16 protein-coding genes are annotated in these 14,894 nt (G+C 67.8%); 6 read left to right on the top strand and 10 right to left on the bottom strand.

Features of this window, described 5'->3' with window-relative positions; genetic code table 11:
• Positions 1-45: 45 nt before the first annotated feature.
• Complete coding sequence (locus tag NCO8_RS01030) at positions 46-1,098, top strand: SMI1/KNR4 family protein (RefSeq protein WP_084456301.1); 1,053 nt, start codon at positions 46-48, stop codon at positions 1,096-1,098.
• A 29-nt stretch (positions 1,099-1,127) separates the two neighbouring features.
• Complete coding sequence (locus NCO8_RS32705) at positions 1,128-1,259, top strand: hypothetical protein (protein ID WP_281201855.1); 132 nt, start codon at positions 1,128-1,130, stop codon at positions 1,257-1,259.
• A gap of 41 nt (positions 1,260-1,300) precedes the next feature.
• On the opposite strand, the gene NCO8_RS01025 is transcribed toward NCO8_RS32705, so the two are convergent.
• Complete coding sequence (locus NCO8_RS01025; RefSeq protein WP_067635613.1) at positions 1,301-1,663, bottom strand: hypothetical protein; 363 nt, start codon at positions 1,661-1,663, stop codon at positions 1,301-1,303.
• A 165-nt stretch (positions 1,664-1,828) separates the two neighbouring features.
• Positions 1,829-2,329, bottom strand: coding sequence for an NUDIX hydrolase (locus NCO8_RS01020; RefSeq protein WP_210739990.1), 501 nt, complete (start codon positions 2,327-2,329; stop codon positions 1,829-1,831).
• 223 nt (positions 2,330-2,552) lie between these two features.
• On the opposite strand from NCO8_RS01020, the gene NCO8_RS01015 reads away from it, so the two are divergent.
• From NCO8_RS01015 to NCO8_RS01005, 3 genes are all read left to right on the top strand, one after another.
• Complete coding sequence (locus NCO8_RS01015) at positions 2,553-3,335, top strand: SEL1-like repeat protein (RefSeq protein ID WP_067635609.1); 783 nt, start codon at positions 2,553-2,555, stop codon at positions 3,333-3,335.
• A 168-nt stretch (positions 3,336-3,503) separates the two neighbouring features.
• Positions 3,504-4,301, top strand: a complete 798-nt coding sequence (locus tag NCO8_RS01010; protein ID WP_067635607.1) for a mycofactocin-coupled SDR family oxidoreductase — start codon at positions 3,504-3,506, stop codon at positions 4,299-4,301.
• A 1-nt stretch (position 4,302) separates the two neighbouring features.
• On the top strand, positions 4,303-5,130 hold the full coding sequence (locus tag NCO8_RS01005) for a mycofactocin-coupled SDR family oxidoreductase (RefSeq protein ID WP_067635605.1): 828 nt from the start codon (positions 4,303-4,305) through the stop codon (positions 5,128-5,130).
• Positions 5,131-5,149: 19 nt separating this feature from the next.
• Here NCO8_RS01005 and helR read toward each other — a convergent pair whose 3' ends face one another.
• The 7 genes from helR to NCO8_RS00970 form a co-directional block, all read right to left on the bottom strand.
• Complete coding sequence (gene helR, locus NCO8_RS01000; protein WP_174550280.1) at positions 5,150-7,336, bottom strand: RNA polymerase recycling motor ATPase HelR; 2,187 nt, start codon at positions 7,334-7,336, stop codon at positions 5,150-5,152.
• A 120-nt stretch (positions 7,337-7,456) separates the two neighbouring features.
• Complete coding sequence (locus tag NCO8_RS00995) at positions 7,457-8,308, bottom strand: alpha/beta fold hydrolase (RefSeq protein WP_067635603.1); 852 nt, start codon at positions 8,306-8,308, stop codon at positions 7,457-7,459.
• A complete protein-coding gene (locus NCO8_RS00990; RefSeq protein WP_067635601.1) occupies positions 8,308-9,099 on the bottom strand; it encodes an SDR family NAD(P)-dependent oxidoreductase in 792 nt (263 codons plus the stop codon). The genes NCO8_RS00995 and NCO8_RS00990 overlap by 1 nt, the downstream gene beginning before the upstream one ends.
• 23 nt (positions 9,100-9,122) lie before the next feature.
• A complete protein-coding gene (locus NCO8_RS00985) occupies positions 9,123-9,380 on the bottom strand; it encodes a hypothetical protein (protein ID WP_067492154.1) in 258 nt (85 codons plus the stop codon).
• A gap of 14 nt (positions 9,381-9,394) precedes the next feature.
• Positions 9,395-11,056 carry an FAD-binding protein gene (locus NCO8_RS00980; protein ID WP_067635599.1) on the bottom strand — a complete coding sequence of 554 codons (1,662 nt, stop codon included), beginning with the start codon at positions 11,054-11,056 and terminating at the stop codon, positions 9,395-9,397.
• An 11-nt stretch (positions 11,057-11,067) separates the two neighbouring features.
• A complete protein-coding gene (locus NCO8_RS00975; RefSeq protein ID WP_067492156.1) occupies positions 11,068-11,439 on the bottom strand; it encodes a nuclear transport factor 2 family protein in 372 nt (123 codons plus the stop codon).
• A 93-nt stretch (positions 11,440-11,532) separates the two neighbouring features.
• A complete protein-coding gene (locus tag NCO8_RS00970; protein WP_067635597.1) occupies positions 11,533-12,123 on the bottom strand; it encodes a TetR/AcrR family transcriptional regulator in 591 nt (196 codons plus the stop codon).
• 81 nt (positions 12,124-12,204) lie between these two features.
• Between NCO8_RS00970 and NCO8_RS00965 the strand changes: the two genes are divergently transcribed.
• A complete protein-coding gene (locus NCO8_RS00965; protein ID WP_067635595.1) occupies positions 12,205-13,215 on the top strand; it encodes a saccharopine dehydrogenase family protein in 1,011 nt (336 codons plus the stop codon).
• On the opposite strand, the gene NCO8_RS00960 is transcribed toward NCO8_RS00965, so the two are convergent.
• Positions 13,212-14,747: an FAD-binding protein gene (locus NCO8_RS00960; protein WP_067635593.1), complete on the bottom strand. Its 1,536-nt coding sequence runs from the start codon at positions 14,745-14,747 to the stop codon at positions 13,212-13,214. The two genes, NCO8_RS00965 and NCO8_RS00960, sit on opposite strands and share 4 nt — an antisense overlap.
• Between the last annotated feature and the right edge of the window lie 147 nt (positions 14,748-14,894).

Below are 14,894 nucleotides of genomic sequence, written 5' to 3'. Positions count from 1 at the left end.
CCGTCAGCATGAACTTTGTCGGAGCCTGTCCGTAGCGTGCATGGAATGAATTGGAGGCCGTGGCTGGAGCTTTGGAGTGAGGAACGGATAGCAAGTTGCGATCCCGGTGAGCTGGATGCCGAGGTGGTGCAGCAGCGCTGGCTCGGCTATCCCGCGGCCACCCAGGCCGAGGTCGCAGCCGTCGAGCGGCGTCTCGGCCTGAGGTTGCCACCCTCTTATCGCAGTTTCCTGCTGACCACCGATGGATGGCGCCATGCCGGGGAGTTCGTGCGGAAGATGCGTGACACGACCAACCTGGGGTGGTTGCGTGACCTCGAACCCAACTGGGAGTCCCGGGCCGACCTGATCACCGAAGCCCCAGGTGATGCGCCGGGTAACCCATTCAGTCGCGGGTTGTTGATCTCGTTGCACGCCGACGTCGGGATCCTCTTCCTCGACCCGGCCGACCGCGACGAGGATGGCGAATGGGCCGCCTACAGTGTCTTTGCCTGGAGTGAATTTCCGCAGCGGTATCCATCGTTCACCGCACTCATGAAATCGCTGTACCAAAGCTTCCATCGTCTGCGTCAGCCTGCGGGCAGAACTCGTGACAACTGGACTTCGGTGGCCGAGGAGGCTCGAGGTCAAGCCCTTTCCGGGGACCTCGACAAAGCCATGGTGTCCCTGGAAAAGGCTCAGAATTTCGGCGAGCCGCGCGCCACAGTCCTGAGAACCCAGCTCCAGATGTTCCTCACCACTTCCTCTCCCTACGAGGCCTGCCGGATTCTTTCGCATCTGCTGCCTTCGACGCCGGTCCCGGACGGATTCTTCCGCAGTCCGCTGTTCACCGACGAGTTTCTGCCGTGCATGTTCCTCCAACACGCGCATAAAGAATCCTGGTACGGCTCCGCCCTCGAGATTGCCGAATATTTGGCAAAACGTGCACTCACCGGACACCGCCAAGCCCTCGAAATCGCCCAGAAACACGCCGATGGCAAGCGCTCACATGCCTCCGCCCTTGATATCGCCAAGCTCCTGGAAAACGCGCAAAACGACCCCGGGCTCGAAATCGGACCTGCTATCGACGAGTACCGGGCACGGGTACAGCAGTCCGGCTAGCGGCACTGTGGGATGCGCTCGGGACCGCGATGACGCACTGGCAGCCCCGCACTCCGGATCACATCGCCCCGGTCGCCCTGCTCGCCGACCCTGTGCTGGCGTACAGCCTGACCCCGGAACGCGGTCGCGCGTTGCTGAGTCAACCGCGTGGCGGCCGCTGATCCACGAGATAGGCGAAAACAGTTCTTTCAGTGGTTGTAGATCAGTGTGAAGTACCCGCAGGGTGACCCGGCACGGACGCGATGGCGATCTCGTATTCGGTACTGTCGCGCGCTTCGATCGTCAGCGCGATCGCGCCGTTGACGTCGGTGGCGACAATCCGGCCGTCGATCATCTGGTCCAAGCCGTCGGCGAACTGCTGGATTCCGTCCCAATCGAAAACGGCGGCTCCGTTCTCGACCTCGGCCTGGAATTCGGTCCACGTGAGGCCGTCGGGGAAGCGTCCGATGCCGTCGAACTCCTCGAGGTGCCACCGCCAATCGTTCGACTGGAACCGCGTGAGGATTTCACGCAGGAGCACCGGGGTTCCCCGCTCGGTCCACATGGGAATCGTCTCGACGAGCATCAAGCATCCTCACTGACATGGGCATACGTGTGCCGTCGACGGGCGAGTACTTCAGACCATATCCGAGATCGGTGGTAGTGGAATCCTGCGCAGGCCGCATGCTCGGGCAGCATGGTCACGCGTGTCGATCACGGCGCAGTGACTACTCCTGGTCTCGTCGCCGGCTCAATGCCGGATAAGACCGCCGACCGGAGTGGACGTGACGTGGCCGGTCGCCGGGAGGGTGTGTGCCAGGGCCAGGCCGGAGTCGACAAGGGATGATCGGCGGAGGTGGGCGACTTCGGAGATCGGGGTCCAGGTCGGTTCGACTGTGGCCCCGCTCGTTTCGGCTCTGAGGCGGCCGCCGGTGACGCGGACGAGATAGAAGATGCCGATGTTCTGGTGCTCTTCACCCGAGTGGGCCTCATGCGCCGGGATCACCCTTGAATCGACTCCGAGTAATCGTTCGACAACGCCGGTGAGACCGGTCTCCTCCGCAAGCTCGCGGGTCACGGTGTCGAAGGGGTCCTCTCCCTGCTCGACCCCACCTCCCGGAAGCGTCCAGGTGGTTTCGCCGCTTTCGGCGATGTGGCGAACGAGCAGCACCCGATCATGTTCGCGGCAGACGCCGTATGCCGCGATTCTCGAAGTCACCCGGTGAACTATATCTCCGGGCCCGCGCGGCATCCTGCCGTGGGATTCGCAACCGTTCGCATCGACAGTGGCCGCGATGATCGACTGCCGCACGCACTCACAAGTCGGCAGGTGTGCCGCGTTCGGCCCGTGGCTCTTTCGTAGGCCCGGCCGCGAGTGGTGAACTGGCACAGTAAGTCTACCGAGGGGACGATCATGAGTACCGCACGATTACTGACTTTTCGGCGCTGCCCGATCATCGGAGTGCGAGCAGCCGATGTCTGTTGATCGCCGGCAGCTGGCCGCCGCTGTGTGCATGCTGATCGCGGTGGTGGCGGTGCCGATCGGGCTGATCCTTGTCGTCGGTGGTTTCATCGCCTCCCGTGAGGATCCGAATGCCGGGCCGACCTGCGATGGGAAGGTTATGACGCCTGGCACGGAGTGTTGGAGTTATGGCGATGATTCGTCCGGGGTCACCACCTATGAGCAGGCGGTCGAGGAAAAACGTAGGGGTGCCGAATCCGCGAAGGGGATTCTGCCGACCGGAATCACAGTTCTTGTTGTCGGTGCCGCGGCTGCCACGGTGTGCTACCGGTATACCCGGTCCGCGACCGGCACCCGTGTAGCACCTCAACCTGTTGAGCAGCCTCAGGATCACAGGCCTTCGTTCACCGAGTTGGAGGCTCATGCGACATCTGCGCTCGGCCAGGGAGACCTCGACCGCGCTCTGTATTGGTATCAGGTCGGCGCGGACGCGGGCGATCCGGACGCGATGGGCAAGCTCGCGGCGCTGCTGCGGCAGGACGGAAATATCGCCGAAGCCGAATTCTGGCACCGTCGAGCGACCAAGGCGGGCCAGGCTGCTGCGCCGGAAACCAGCCGTGCCGCGCACGCTCCGGCCGACGACATGAAGGTCCTTCTCGCCATGGTGATGGGCAATCACGCCGCCGCCGGTCGGCTCATCGACTTCGAACAGCGCAGAGATCCCGGTGCTGATCGGGCGGTCTCGATCAGGAGGGCAATCGAGCGTCTTCGCGACGATCGGCATCGGCAAGGCTGAGAGAAGCGAGCAGCGGTCGGTGCGGGTAGCAGGGGGAGATCGACGCGGACGCTCCCGGTAGGTGGGAAGTCTCGTCGCATCGCCCGCTCACCGGGAGAGCCTGGCGATTCGGGGGTCCGGCGAACCTAGCGTCGGCCGGGTGGACACTCGATCTGGTAGGGGCGCCCGATGAATCGCATGCAGGACAGGGTCGCGCTGGTCACCGGTGCGGCGAGGGGTATGGGTCGTGCGCACTGCGTGCGGCTCGCCGAGGAGGGCGCCGATGTCATTGCCCTCGATATAGACGCCGCTGCAACGGAATTGGCGACGACGAAGCAGGCTGTCGAGGCGTTGGGGCGGCGGTGTGTCACCGCTACTGCCGACGTGCGTGAGGCGGACGTGCTCGATGCGGCCGTTGCGGGTGGGGTGCGTGAGCTGGGCAGGCTCGATGTGATCGTCGCCAACGCGGGTATCTATACCGACCTCGCGCCGTCGTGGGAACTGACCGACCAAGCGTGGCAACGGACCATCGATATCAACCTGACCGGTGCCTGGCACACGGTGCGTGCCGGTGCACAGGCCCTGGCCGACGGTGGATCGATCGTGATCGTCAGCTCCGTCAACGGGATCGTGGGCGGGGCCATGGCGGCGCATTATTCGGCGAGTAAGCATGCCGTGGTCGGGTTGGCGCGCACGCTCGCCAACGAGCTCGGCCCGCGTGGCATCCGGGTGAACACCGTGCATCCAGGGTCGGTGGCGACGCCGATGATTCTCAACGACGAGGTCTACGCGAAACTGCGCCCGGACCTGCCGAATCCGACGCGGCAGGACGCGGCCGAGGCGCTGGCCCGCCGCACCCTGCTGCCGGTTCCGTGGGTGGAACCGGTCGACGTCAGCAATGCCGTGCTCTTCCTCGCATCCGACGAGTCCCGTTACGTGACGGGAACCCAGCTCGTGGTGGATGCCGGACTGACTCAGAAGGTGTGACATGGGACGGGTTTCGGGCAAAGTAGCGGTCGTGACCGGCGCCGCGCGCGGTATCGGGCACGCGCAGGCGATCCGGCTGGCCGAGGAGGGTGCCGACATCATCGCGCTCGACCTCTGCGGACCGGTCGACACCGTGGTGACACCACCGGCGAGCCGTGACGATCTCGACGAGACCGTTCGTGCCGTCGAGGCGACGGGTGCGCGGATCGTCGCGACGGTTGTGGACGTGCGCGACGGGTCGGCGTTGCGGGCCGCCGTCGACGCCGGGGTCGGTGAGCTGGGCGGGCTCGACATCGTCTGCGCCACAGCCGGAATCAGTTCGAGTGCGTTCGCCCTCGAGCTGACCGAGCAGCAGTGGCAGACCATGATCGACGTCAACCTCACCGGTGTGTGGCAGACCTGCAAGGCGGCCACACCCCACCTCATCGCCCGTGACGGGGGAGCGATGATCCTGACCAGTTCCATCGCCGGCTTGCGCGGGCTGGTCGGCGTCTCCCACTATGTCGCGGCCAAACACGGTGTCGTCGGTTTGATGCGTTCGCTGGCGAAGGAACTCGCGCCGCACCATGTCCGGGTGAACACCGTGCACCCGACCAACGTGGACACGCCGATGATCCAGAACGACATGGTGCGCAAGGTCTTTCGTCCCGACCGGGAGAATCCGACCCGCGAGGAATTCGCCGAGGCCGCCACCTCGATGAACATGCTGCCCATCCCGTGGGTCGACCCCGTCGACATCGCCAACGCCACCCTGTTCCTGGCCTCCGACGAAGCCCGCTACATCACCGCCGTCACCCTGCCGGTGGACGCGGGCAGCACCCAAAGCTAGGTCGGTGGCCTCCGGAACATCACCGGACCAGGAGGGGTTCCGGAGCCCCGGCAAGGCCGGTGAGTGCGTTCGGGAGGGGGTCGTGGTGGACGACGCCGAGGCGCTGGGTGGCGCGGGTGAGTGCGACGTACAGCTCCGCCGCGCCACGCGGTCCCTCCGCGAGGATCCTTCCCGGTTCGACGACGAGGACGGAGTCGAACTCCAGGCCCTTGGTCTCCGACGCGGGCACGGTGCCCGGCATGCCGACCGGGCCGATCACCACACTCGTGCCCTCCCGGTCCGCCTCGGTACGCACGAATGCCGCGATAGCCGAAGGGAATTCGGTGGCGTCGACCTGTTGCGACCACGGCTGTACACCACACGCGCGCACCGAGTCGGGTGGCCGAACCTCCGGCGCGAACTCGGCGAGCACGGCGGCGGCGACCGTCATGATCTCGGCGGGCGTGCGGTAGTTCACCGTGAGTGAGCGGTACACCCAGCGGCCGGGAACATACGGGTCGAGCACCGTTGCCCACGCGGTGGCGCCTGCCGGTGACCGGCGCTGGGCCAGGTCGCCGACGATGGTGAACGAGCGGCTCGGGCAGCGGCGCATCAGCACCCGCCAGTCCATCTCCGAGAGCTCCTGGGCCTCGTCGACCACCACGTGCCCGTAGGTCCAATCACGGTCGGCCGCAGCACGTTCGGCGAGCTCGCGGGTGTCGCGCTCGAGGAAACGGTCGGCGAGGTCCTCGCCGTAGAGCATGTCCTGGGCGAGCAGGTGATCCTCGTCGTCCATCAGGTCTTCGCGGCTGATCAGGGTGTCGAGCACGCCCTCGGCGTAGGCGGCTTCGGCCTTGCGGGCGCGTTCGGCGCTGTCGTCGGCGGGTGCATCGCGACCGAGCAGGTCGACCAGTTCGTCGAGCAGCGGCACATCCGAGACCGTCCACGCGGTACCATCGGCCCGCCGCAGCGACTCGTCCGCGTTCGCGGCGCGAAGTCGCTCCGGGGACGAATACAGTTCGCCGAGAAGACCTTCCGGGGTGAGAACAGGCCAGCATTCGTCGAGCACAGCGACGAAATCGGCGTTCTCGGCGAGTTCGGCGGTCAGGTCCGCGCGCAGCTGCTCCCACGCCTCGCTGTCCTCGCGCGTCAACCAGCCCTTCCCGATGCGGGCGATCGCCCGTTCGGTGAGCACATAGGTGACGATCTCGGCGAACACCGCCCGCGCCTCGTTGTGCGGACGTCCGCTCGCCCGCGCCTCCTCGCGCGCCCACTCCGCGACGGCCGCGTCGACGCGCACCGTCGCGTCGGCCAGCTCGATGTCCCGCGGCGCCGCGGGGAGGCGTTGCCGGTCCGCGATCGCGGCACCGAGCACATCGAGAATGCGCAGCGAGCCTTTGACACGCGCCGCTTCCGGTGTGTCCTCAGCGGTGGCGTGCAGCCCGGGCATCAGATCGGCGGTGGTGGCGAAGACGACATTCGTTTCACCGAGCGCGGGCAGCACGTGCGCGATGTGGTTCAGGAACGCCGGATTCGGGCCGACCACCAGCACACCTTGGCGTTCCATCCGCTTGCGCTGGGTGTAGAGCAGATAGGCCACCCGATGCAGCGCCACGACGGTCTTGCCGGTACCGGGGCCGCCTTCGATCACGGTGACGCCCGGGTGTTCGAGGCGGATGATCTCGTCCTGTTCGGCCTGGATCGTCGCCACGATGTCGCGCATTCCGTCCCCGCGCGGTGCGTTCACCGCCGCCAGCAGCGCCGCGTCGCCGCCTTCGCCCGCGTCGGGCCTGCCGAGGACCTCGTCGGTGAAGTCGAGCACCCGGCGATCGCGGGTGTGGAACTGCCGTCGCCTGCGCATGCCCTCCGGGTTGGCGGCGGTAGCCACATAGAACGCGCGGGCGGCGGGTGCTCGCCAGTCGAGCAGCAGTGGTTCGAAATCGTCGCCGGCATCGAACAGGCCGATGCGGCCGATGTAGGACCGTTCGCCCGACACCGCGTCCAGCCTGCCGAAACACAGACCGTTGTCGGCGACGTTCAGGCGCTGGATCTCCTTCCCGAGCGCGCGCACCTCGTTGTCGCGTTCCATCGGGGAGTTACCGGTGCCGCGCAGGGCGGCGCTGTAGCGGCCCTTCACCTGTGCGCGCTCGGCGTCGAGCCGCGCGTACAGACGCGCCACGTACTCGCGCTCCGACCGCAGTTCCTCGTCGTGACCGTGTTCCGGCACAAGCCCTCACTTTCGGTGTTTCCGCAGGTGAAATGCTGCGGCCGACGATTATGCGCCACAAAGGGGGCCTTGTGGCAAGGCCCCCTTTACGGTATACAGTGAAGGTGGAAAGAGACGCTGTCAGCGCGTGAGGAACGCCAGCACCGTCGATTCGAATTCTTCCTTCCGCTCGATCATCGCCCAGTGCCCGCAGTTCGGGAACACGTGCAATTCGGCGCGCGGAATCGTGCGCATGGGGATCAGCGCCATGTCGAGCGGGCTCACCCGGTCGTCGCGGCCCCAGGTGACCAGCGTCGGCGCCTGCACCTTGTGCAGCATGGCCCAGGGCGGGGGAGCGTCCGAGGCTTCCATCGCCCGCACCATCGCCGTGAACGCCGCCTTGCTGTACATGCGCCGGGCGCTGTCCAGCGTCGCGGGATCGGTTGCCTGGGTCCAGCGCTCCTCGACGAGTTCCTCGGTCACCATCGCCGGATCGAACACCATCGAATGCAACCACTGCACGAGACGTTCCCGCGTGGGCTCCTCGGTGAACTCCTGCAGCAGCTTGATGCCCTCGCCGGGGCCGGGGCTGAACAGGTTGCGCCCGATCCCGCCGATGGTCACCAGCTTGCCCACCCGATCCGGTTGCGCGATGGCGTAATTCAGTGCCACGCCACCGCCCATCGAGTTGCCGATGATATCGACCCGCTCCAGGCCGAGCCCGTCGACGAAGCGCGCCACCGCGTCCAGGGCGGTCACCATCGGGTGCCCGCCGAAGTCGTCGCTCACGCCGAAACCGGGGAACTCGAGAACCAGGCAGCGGAACCGCTCGGCGAAGGTGGCCAGATTGCCACGGAAGTTGCGCCACCCGGTGACCCCGGGACCGGAGCCGTGCAGCAACAGCAGGGGCGGGCCGTCACCGGCCTCGTGGTAGCGCAGAACCCCTGCGTCGGTGGGCAATTCGCGCAATGTGCCGTCATAGGTGATGCTCATCAGGCGTGGGTTCCCCCGTCGATTCGGATCTCGGTGCCGGTGATGAACGCGCCGTCCTCGGACACCAGCATGGCGATCACACCCGCCACCGCGTCCGGATCGCCCATCCCGGCGCCACCGGACTCCAGCGAGGTCGGCAACACGGGAGACAGCTTGGCGAACAGCGACCAGTCGGCATCGGCGGGCACGTAACCACCGGTGGCATCGGTGATCCCGGACTTGATGCTGCCCGGCGCCACCGACACCGCACGCACACCCTTGCCGCCGTACTCGAGGGCGATGGCATGGGTGAAGGACTGGATGCCGCCTTTGCTCGCCGCGTACGCCGCCATGTACGGGTGCGCGAAGGCCGCCGAGGTGGAGCTGAAGTTCACGATGGTCGAGCGCGGATTGGCCAGCAGCGCGGGCAGTGCCTCACGGACCACCAGGAACGTGCCGGTGAGATTCACCCCGATGATCTGGTTCCACAACTCGAGGGAGGTCTGCTCGGTGTGCGAAGCGCGCAGGATGCCCGCCGCGTTCACCACCGAATCCAGACCGCCCAGGGTGGCGGTGGCCGACCGGACACCCTCGACCACCGATTCCTCGCTGCCGATGTCGAGGGTGAGGACGCTGAAACGTTCACCCGTGCCGCGGTCCTTCGCCTGCGTGGCGGTGGCCGCGAGGCCGTCGGCCGACACGTCGGCGCCGACCACCGTGGCGCCCTCGTCGAGCAGGCGCAACACCGTCGCGCGGCCGATACCGGATCCGGCGCCGGTGACCAGCGTCCGATGACCGTCGAGTCTGTGCATGATGTTCTCCTGGTTCTGTCGCCTCAGCCGAGGCGGCCGGGGACCGGTTCGTTGCGGAGCTGATCGGTCGCCAATTCGCCTGCGGCGACAGCTCGTTCGATGGAATCGCGCAGGGCCGGGCAGGTGGGGATCCAGCTGCTCGGCTCGCCGAGGGCCGCCCGGCGGGCGAACTCCGGGCAGGCGGACTCGGCGTCGTCGAGCCACTGCACGCTGGTGTGACTCGGGCTGAACTTCTCGGCGAGCACCCGGTTTCCGCAGGTGGCGCACTGGATGGGTTGCATGATCTTTCCCCGGGTCAGCGCGCGGCCGCGGCGTGGTCGGCGGCGACATACCCGAACACCATGGCCGGACCGATGGTCGCGCCCGCGCCCGCGTAGTCGTTGCCCATCACCGCGGCCGAGGTGTTGCCCGCCGCGTAGAGCCCGTCGATGACGGAACCGTCGGCGCGCAGCACCTGGGCGTTCTCGTTGTAGACCAGCCCGCCTTTGGTGCCGAGATCACCGATGCGAATCCGCAGCGCGTAGTACGGCCCACGGTCGAGCGGGTCGAGGGTCGGCTGGGGCAGGGTCGGGTCGCCGTAGTAGTTGTCGTACGCGCTGTCACCGCGCCCGAAGTCGTCGTCGTGGCCATTGCGGGCGAACCCGTTGAACCGCTCGACGGTCTCGCGCAAGCCGAGGGCGGGCACACCGATGGCCGTCGCCAGCTCGTCGACCGTCGCGCCGGTGCGCACGAGGCCGCTCTCGAGCCAGGACGCCGGGAACTTCTGGCCCGGCACGATGCCGCCGATCGGGTAGCGGCTCTTGGCTTTCGCGTCGAAGATCAGCCAGGCCGGGTCGTGCGATCCGGCCAGCTGGGCGTGCACGAAGGTGACATAGGGCGCGGCCTCGTTGGTGAAGCGGGTACCCGAGCTGTCGACGATGATCGAGCACGGGATCGACCGCTCCGACACCAGCACCTGGTTGACACCCTCCGGGCGCTGGAACGACGGCATCCACCAGGCGTCGTCCATCAGATCCACTGCGGCGCCGACTTTTTCACCGGCCACGATGCCGTCGCCGGTGTTGTCCGCCGAGGCCGCGCTGAAATTGTCGCGGCCACCGTCGGGCAGGTACTGCTTGCGCATGGCCTGGTTGTACTCGAACCCGCCGGTGGCCAGCAGGACACCGTCGCGGGCGCGGATGCGGATCTCGCGGCCGCCGCGCTCGGCGACCACACCGATCACCGCGCCGGTGTCGTCGGTGATCAGCGACCGCAGTGGGGTGTTCAGCCACAGCGGCACCCCAGCGTCTCGCAGGGCAAGGCGTAGCCGGGCGATCAGTGCGCGGCCGAGTGTGTCCATGTGCCTGCGCAGCACGATGGCCTTGATCGCGCGCAACCCGGTGAGCAGCGCGGTCCAGCGCGCCTTCCAGGTGCGGGTCACCATATTGAGCTGGACGAAGTCCTTGGAGGTGATGAACAGACCCGGCGGGGTGGCGAGGGCGGCCGGGCGCAGCAGATCCTCGTCGGGGCCGAGCTGCTTGAGATCGACGGGCAGCGGTTCGATCGACCGGCCCGCCGGGCGACCACCCGGCGCCTCGGGGTGGTAGTCGGAATAGCCTGTGCACCACTGGAATCGCAGGTGCGGGCTGGCCTCGAGGAACTCCAGCATGCGCGGGCCCTCGTCGATGAAACGGTCGAGATTGGCGGTCGGCACGCGGTCGCCGACCACCGCGTCGAGATAGGCGCGCACGTCGGCGCGATCGTCACGCAGACCCTCCCGCAGCAGGGTCGGATTGTTCGGTACCCAGATACCGCCACCCGAGAGAGCCGTGCTGCCGCCGTAGTAGGCGGCCTTCTCGATGACGAGCGTGTCGAGGCCGCGGTCGGCCGCGGCGAGCGCGCCCGTGAGCCCACCCGCACCGCTGCCGACAACGAGGAAGCCGACCTCGTGATCCCACTGTTGCTGGTTCGCAGTCATTCTCGGGCTCCTCAGCTCACTACCATGTCGTCCTGCGACCAGAACGCCCGCATGCTGGTGATGCGCCCGTCCTCGTCGAAGGTCATCACATCGATCGGTTCGAGCGTGAACGTCTGCTCGCCGAAGCGGGTGACCACCCGGAAGTTGAACGCGGCGCTGTTGCCCGCGACCCGGATGCTCAGCAGTTCCGTCGACGTGTCGAGGGACTCGATGGCGGCGTAGAACTCGGTGATCGCGGCGTGACCGACTCGCACCTCGCTGCCGACCGGGTCCTCCACGGTGGCGTCCTCGCGGTAGAGCGCGACGACGTCGGCGGCCGTCCCGGTGCCGACGGTCTCCACATACCGCCGCACCGTGTCTCGAATGTGGTCCGCTGATGTCATCGTGTCGCTCCTGGAGATGGGTGATGGAGTGGTCGATGAACGCAATCACGCCAGGTGGGCGGGTGGGCGGCGGATTCCCAGCCAGCGGGAGATCTAGGTCGCGACGCCCGTCGCGATGCTGCCGACGATCAGATCGGTGAGGGCTCCGATCGCGGCATCGAGGGAGCAGCGCCGCGCGTTCAGCTCCTCGGCGATCGTTTCGGCCGCACCGAGAATGCCGACGCACCGCAGTCGAAGAGCGTCGGCCGCGAGGTCGCTGTGCGGGATCAGCGCGTCCGTCATCACCGTGAGATAGGCATCGAGCAGGTCCCGCTGGATCGTCTCCATGTCCCGATTCCCCTTGAGCGCGGCGGAGACCGCGCTGAATTCGGGCATGTCGGTGGCGCACGCGAAGTACGCGCCGCTCAGTACGCGCGCGACCCCGGCCGGGGTGGGAGCGGCACTCGCCAGCGCGGTGGCGGTGGCGGTCCGATGGCGTTCGTCGAGCCGTCGATACAGCTCGAGCAGCAGTCCGGGACGGGTGCCGAAGTGGTCGTACACGATCGGCCGGCTCACCCCCGCGGCCTCGGCGAGGCTGAGCAGGGTCAGTGCGTCGGCGCCCTCGGCGCGCACGATCGCCAGCGCGGTCTCGATCAATTGTTCGTGCCTGGCGGGTCTGGACAGGCGCGTCGACGTGGTCGGCATCTTCCTCCCTTGCGTTGTCGCCCCAGTTTAGCTACAAAGTGTAAGTTACAAAATGTAGCTTGCTTGGACGAAGGAGAAGACATGACGCGACAGGCGACATCGGTACTGATCATGGGCGGCTCGGGGCAGGCGGGCGCGGGGACGGCGACGCTGCTGCGCCGGTGGTATCCGGAACTCGCACTCACGATCGCGGGCCGTGACATCGAACGCGCGCGGCGGGTCGCCGAGAGCCTCGGTGGCGCGAACGCGGTCACCATCGACATCACTCGCGCCGACCTCGGTCTGCCCGCCGACGCCGCGTATTCCGCGGTGGTCGCGGCCCTGTGGGACGACCATCTGCACGGGCTCGGCTTCGCCGCGCGCCACGGCGTGCCGTATCTGAGCCTGTCCAGCGGTCTGCTCGACATCGCTCCCGAGGTCGTGGCGGGCAGTGGGCGGGCGAGTGCGGCGCCGATCCTGCTGGCCAGTCACTATCTCGCCGGGATCGTCGTGCTCGCCACCCTCGCTGTCGCGGCGGAGTTCGATCGGGTCGAACGCATCGGAATCGCCGCGGCACTGGATGATTCCGATATCGGGGGACCGGCGGGCATCGCGGATCTGGAGCGCTGGTCGGCAGTCACCACCGCGGGACTGATCCGCCGCGACGGCGTGTTCACCTGGGTGAGCGGCGACGACGCCCGAGCCGACGTACGGGTCGGTGACGGGGTGGTGCTCGCCGGGCAGAGCATTCCGATTCTGGACGTGCCGAGTCTCGCGATGGCCACGGGCGCGCCGAACGTCCGGTTCGACCTGGCGGTCGGCGAGTCCGCGGGCCGACGGCGCGGCGCGGGAGCTTCCCTCGAGGTCGTCATCGACGTCGAGGGAACCGACTTCTCGGGCGCCGCTGCGCGAGTGCGTCGCACACTCGCGCATCCGGACGGGCAGCGTCCGCTGACCGCGCTCGGGATCGCACTCGGGGTCGAACGGTTGCTCGGGCTCCGCGGTGCGGCCGTGCCACCGGGTGTCCACCTGCCCGAGGCGCTGATCGACCCCGCCTACGCCCTCGAACGGATGGCGCACAGTGGCGCCACCTTCGAGGAGACCGGGTCCTAACTGCCCAGCATGTCCAGGACGGCGAGGTGGCTGAACAGCATCGACGCACCGATCGGGTTGCCGCCGCCGGGGTACACCTCGCCGCTCACCGCGGCCATGGTGTTGCCCGCGGCGTACAGGCCGGGGATCGGTTGCCCGTCGCGGTCGAGGACGCGCGCGGCACTGTCGGTGCGCAGGCCGCCCTTGGTGCCGAGATCGGAGATGCCGAAGGCGGCCGCGTGGAACGGACCCTTGTCGATGCGAACCAGTGGTGGTTCGCCGTTGGAGAAGGCACGGTCGTAGGCCTCGTCGCCGCGGCCGAAGTCCGGGTCGACGCCGGTGGCGACCATGCTGTTGAACCGTTCGACGGTGGCCTCGAGCTTGTCGGCGGGCACTCCGATCTTCGCGGCCAGTTCGGCCAGTGTGTCGGCGGTGTGCCACAGGCCCGCGGCGACGTATTTCTCGGTCTCGACCATGGACACGTTGGTGGCCTTGATCGGCGGCACCTCGCCTTCGGTGTCGTCGTAGATCATCCAGAACGGCAACGTCATCTCGCCTGCCTCGAGCCGCCGGATCACCTCGCGGCCGAGCCGGTCGTAGGGGGCGGACTCGTTGACGAATCGTTCGCCGTTCCGATCGACGAAGATGCCGCCGGTGAACCACAGCGCGAACGCCGAACGCCCGTCGGGATGGGTCAGACCGGGCGACCACCAGGCCTGATCCATCAGGTCGGTGTCGGCGCCCGCGGCGATCCCCGCCTGGTGCGCCAGTCCCTGATTTCCCCAGGGCCCCATGGTGTCCCGGGCCTGGCCGGGCACACCGTACTGCTCGCGCAACTGCTGGTTCTGCTCGAAACCGCCCGTGGCGAGCACCACGCCCCGGCGGGCGTGGATCGCGTGGCGCCGCCCGTCGCGTTCGACGATCGCACCGGTCACCACCCCGTCCTCGATCACCAGCTCGACCAGCGGCGAGGACAGGTGCAAGGTGACGTTCGGATAGCCCGACAGCGCCCGCAGGAACCGCCCGATCAGCGCCTGCCCGCCGATCAGCAGCTCGGGCAGCGGTGCCCCGAGCCGGTCGGTGTCGAGCGGACCGCGCAGGGATTCCCGCAGGTCGCCCAGCTCGGCGGCGGGCAACGGTGTGGGCATGATGTGGCGCTGACCGTCGAGCCGCGCCTTGGGCGCCTTGCCGAAATAGTCGGGCCAGGGCAGCATCTGGAACGCGAAATGCTCGTCGGCTTCGAGGTATTCGATGAGGTCGCGACCGCGTCGCACGTAGGTCTGCTGCAGGTCCTCGGGGGTGCGGTCACCGACGACGGCACGGTAGTAGGTGAGCGCGTCGTCGAGGGTGTCGTCGGTGCCCGCCCGCTCGAGGACGGGGTTGCAGGGGTACCAGACGCCGCCGCCGCCGGAATACGCTGTCGTACCGCCGAACTTGTCGGTCGCCTCGACTACTGCGACGGTGAGCCCCTCGCGGGCCGCGGTGTACGCACCCGCGAGGCCACCGCCGGAGCCCGCGACCAGCACGTCCACCTCGTCGTTCCAGTCCACCACTGTTCCTCCTGATACCGCCTGAACTTGTCCCGACGGTAAGCCGGTGTCCGCCGGTGTGACGCGGGTCATCCCGATCACCGGGAGGCGACAACGATCCGGCGAACGTGCCGGTCAGCGGGAAGGCCACCTGCTCGGATGCCGACCGGA

It is taken from the genome of Nocardia coubleae NBRC 108252, from assembly GCF_001612805.1.
GTDB classification, from domain to species: Bacteria; Actinomycetota; Actinomycetes; order Mycobacteriales; family Mycobacteriaceae; genus Nocardia; species Nocardia coubleae.
This window is presented reverse-complemented; position numbering and strand designations above follow the sequence as displayed.

Coding starts and splice junctions, on each gene's coding strand:
- NCO8_RS01030 (WP_084456301.1), top strand. CDS start 46: ATGAATTGGAGGCCGTGGCTGGAGCTTTGGAGTGAGGAACGGATAGCA.
- NCO8_RS32705 (WP_281201855.1), top strand. CDS start 1,128: ATGACGCACTGGCAGCCCCGCACTCCGGATCACATCGCCCCGGTCGCC.
- NCO8_RS01025 (WP_067635613.1), bottom strand. CDS start 1,663: ATGCTCGTCGAGACGATTCCCATGTGGACCGAGCGGGGAACCCCGGTG.
- NCO8_RS01020 (WP_210739990.1), bottom strand. CDS start 2,329: ATGCCGCGCGGGCCCGGAGATATAGTTCACCGGGTGACTTCGAGAATC.
- NCO8_RS01015 (WP_067635609.1), top strand. CDS start 2,553: ATGTCTGTTGATCGCCGGCAGCTGGCCGCCGCTGTGTGCATGCTGATC.
- NCO8_RS01010 (WP_067635607.1), top strand. CDS start 3,504: ATGAATCGCATGCAGGACAGGGTCGCGCTGGTCACCGGTGCGGCGAGG.
- NCO8_RS01005 (WP_067635605.1), top strand. CDS start 4,303: ATGGGACGGGTTTCGGGCAAAGTAGCGGTCGTGACCGGCGCCGCGCGC.
- NCO8_RS00995 (WP_067635603.1), bottom strand. CDS start 8,308: ATGAGCATCACCTATGACGGCACATTGCGCGAATTGCCCACCGACGCA.
- NCO8_RS00990 (WP_067635601.1), bottom strand. CDS start 9,099: ATGCACAGACTCGACGGTCATCGGACGCTGGTCACCGGCGCCGGATCC.
- NCO8_RS00985 (WP_067492154.1), bottom strand. CDS start 9,380: ATGCAACCCATCCAGTGCGCCACCTGCGGAAACCGGGTGCTCGCCGAG.
- NCO8_RS00980 (WP_067635599.1), bottom strand. CDS start 11,056: ATGACTGCGAACCAGCAACAGTGGGATCACGAGGTCGGCTTCCTCGTT.
- NCO8_RS00975 (WP_067492156.1), bottom strand. CDS start 11,439: ATGACATCAGCGGACCACATTCGAGACACGGTGCGGCGGTATGTGGAG.
- NCO8_RS00970 (WP_067635597.1), bottom strand. CDS start 12,123: ATGCCGACCACGTCGACGCGCCTGTCCAGACCCGCCAGGCACGAACAA.
- NCO8_RS00965 (WP_067635595.1), top strand. CDS start 12,205: ATGACGCGACAGGCGACATCGGTACTGATCATGGGCGGCTCGGGGCAG.